Origin of the sequence: Veillonella sp. CAG:933 (assembly GCF_000431435.1) — a bacterium.
Taxonomy (GTDB): Bacteria; Bacillota; Negativicutes; order Veillonellales; family Veillonellaceae; genus Veillonella_A.
In genome coordinates, this window is the sequence record NZ_HF986204.1 from 1 (window position 1) to 2,858 (window position 2,858).

Annotated in this window: 1 protein-coding gene; it reads left to right on the top strand. The window is 32.8% G+C overall.

Annotated features, from left to right (window positions below):
* On the top strand, positions 1-2,858 hold a 2,858-nt coding region (locus tag QZL64_RS07445), incomplete at both ends, for a hypothetical protein (RefSeq protein WP_296309449.1).

A 2,858-nucleotide genomic window follows, 5' to 3' on the forward strand; every position in this document is an offset into this window, starting at 1 on the left:
AATAAAGTTGGAGTAGAAATTGATTTAGAGTCACTAAATTCTTTCCTTACTAAGGAATATTACAATTCAGATCCTACTGAAGCATTAGTTTCAATGTTATCAGATAGATCCAATAAGAGTATATACTTCTTCTTTAATTCCAAAGTAAAGGATTTGGCAAAAATTCAAGAAAGTGGTGTAATTCCTGGTCAATACAATAGAAGTATTACAAAGTATTATGCTGATTCTAAATTCTTAGGAAGACTTGCTGAGACATATGCGATGTTGCATCCTTCTTCTGATGAATTATCAGTATTAGCTACTGATGGTAAATTGTTATATCCTATATCAGAACACAATTATTTGTCTGATATGGTTCAAAGATTGGATAATGATCCAGTAACGGTAGAAGCACTTACCAAAGTGCTATACAATACTGGTAATAATGACAATCCTAATTATTTCAAGGGTTCTGTATTGTTAACAAATTTGTATAATAATGCGGATACTAAAGGTAAAATAGGGTTTGAAACACTTGTATACTTTAAGGAACAAGGTAGTGCAGATAAAGGACGTAAGTATACAGAAATATCCCCTCTTGAAGACTATATTGCTAAAATGACATTTACCAGAGCAGGTAGAATTGTCTTACCTACTATGGGTGATTCTCAAACATATAATACGTTGTATGGTACTGCAATAAATAACTTTAAAAATCCATTTGATGTAAGTAATGGTGAAATAAAATTCGATGCTCAGATTCTTAAAAGATTTATCAATTACTTTGAAACTGAATTAGATACCATTGAATTTAATTACAAGAATGAGAAGAATTTGACTGAAGAACAAAAAATAAAGAACTATGATACTGGAAACAGAAACGGTTATAGATTCAGATACTTCAACGGATTCTTTAAATTGAAAGAAAGACCTACATTAAATGGTATTGAATTTGAAAAAGATTTTTCAAACTTTAATGAAGCATTAGACCTAGCAGAAGATCTTGGTGGTAATGAATATGGAACTTCTATTATTTCTCAAATAAGAAATAATTGGAATAAGTTCAGTAATGCTGAGAAAGCAAATCTAATGAATAACTACCTATGGGATGCATTTAAAGATGAGTTAGATTATGCACAAGAATTAGGTATAATTAAATGGGATGGTAATAAAATAGCTAGTGTAACGAGTTTAGCATTACCACAGAAAGCATTAGAAGAAGCATCTTCACATTATAAGAAATCTGCAACAGTTTCTAATTATAGCGAAAATCTTGGTGCTGCTGAAATGATTGGTAATTATTTCGCCAATACAATTTCTTCAGTAATTGAGTTTGAGAAACTTTTCATAAAAGACCCAGCTTATTATAAGAATCCTGTAGATAAAATTAAACGTCTACGTGAAGTATTATCCACCGGTGTTACTCCAAGAATAGACTACGAAGAAGGAAACCCAATGGCAGACCTCACTGAAGTGAACGTAGGTACATTATCGGATAACATTATAGTAAGTAGACAAGCTGATCAAATTGCAGAGTACGCTAAAAGATCTGCAGCTATACGATTACTTCAGGAAATGCATAACATGACATTAGATGAAGCAATTAGAACTTATGATAGTTCTGAAGCTTTACCTCAGGATGTAGAAGATGCAGCTAATCTTATAGTAAGAGATAAATTTGATGGTTATCTTAATCCAAAAGGTAAAGTAAATCAAACTGATGCCACAGTACTAATATCTCCAGAGTTTTACAAAGAACTAGTACGTAGAGTAGATGGATGGACACCACAAGTAGCAAAAGCATTTGATTTACTTAATGATCCAAATGCAGATCTTGAAGCAGATATGGATACGTATGCAGAAGCATTGGCGGTTACATTGAAACCTTTGAAATTCATGTATTTTGGTGATCATTACGATGTAGGTGCTAAAAGGGATATACCAATATTTGATAAGATGGCTATGTTCCCTGTGCATCGTATTTTCTCTACTGGGGATATGGGTAAAGTATTGGAAGTTATGCAATCACGTAATATCCATATGCTTGCTTTTGATTCCGCAGTAAAAGTAGGACAAAGGGCTAAAGAGGTTAAATCAAGAATTTATAAAGATAAGACTAATAAAGAAATAGACATGGACAGTTTAATGTCAATGCCTACTCATAAACAGTCTTTAACTAACTTTAGACGTCAGTTAATTACTGATCCTCATCATGCAGAAAGACAGATGTTTGTATCTCAAGCACAAAAAGCTGCTATGGGTAATATCAGAAGTGCATGGAAATATACCACACCAGATGGTAAAGTGTACAGTGGTGATGAATTAATTAACAATTTTAATGGCGCTCATAATGCTATTACTGAGGCTGGTAGAAAAGAGATAGAAAGAGATTTTGGTATTACTCCAGATAAACCCCAAGTAAGTGTACAAAGGTTTGCTGAAATTATGCAACGCAAAGCTCTAAGTTCAAACATGAATGACAATGTTATTAATGGTTTGGATGTCGAAAATGGTGAAACTGTTGCACCAATTTCTGGTTTATCTGATAACTCTTGGATAGAAAGCGGTCTTATATCAATGTTGAATAAATCAATTGTTGATACCAACTTACCTGGTGGTATGTTTATTCAAATGTCTTCGATATTGTACAATAGAATTGCTGTAACTTCAGATGTACAAAATGAAAGAAAGTTAAGATTCGCAAATACCGATGGTACTATGGATTGTGTTATTTCAATCAACTTATTGAAACACATAATTCCAGATTATGACAAAAAGACTTTTAGTGAAGCTAAGAAGTGGTTAATAGATCATGGTATAGTTGGTCCAAATTCTAAGGCTATTGCAATGGGTTATCGTATTCCTGCTCAAGGCCAAGC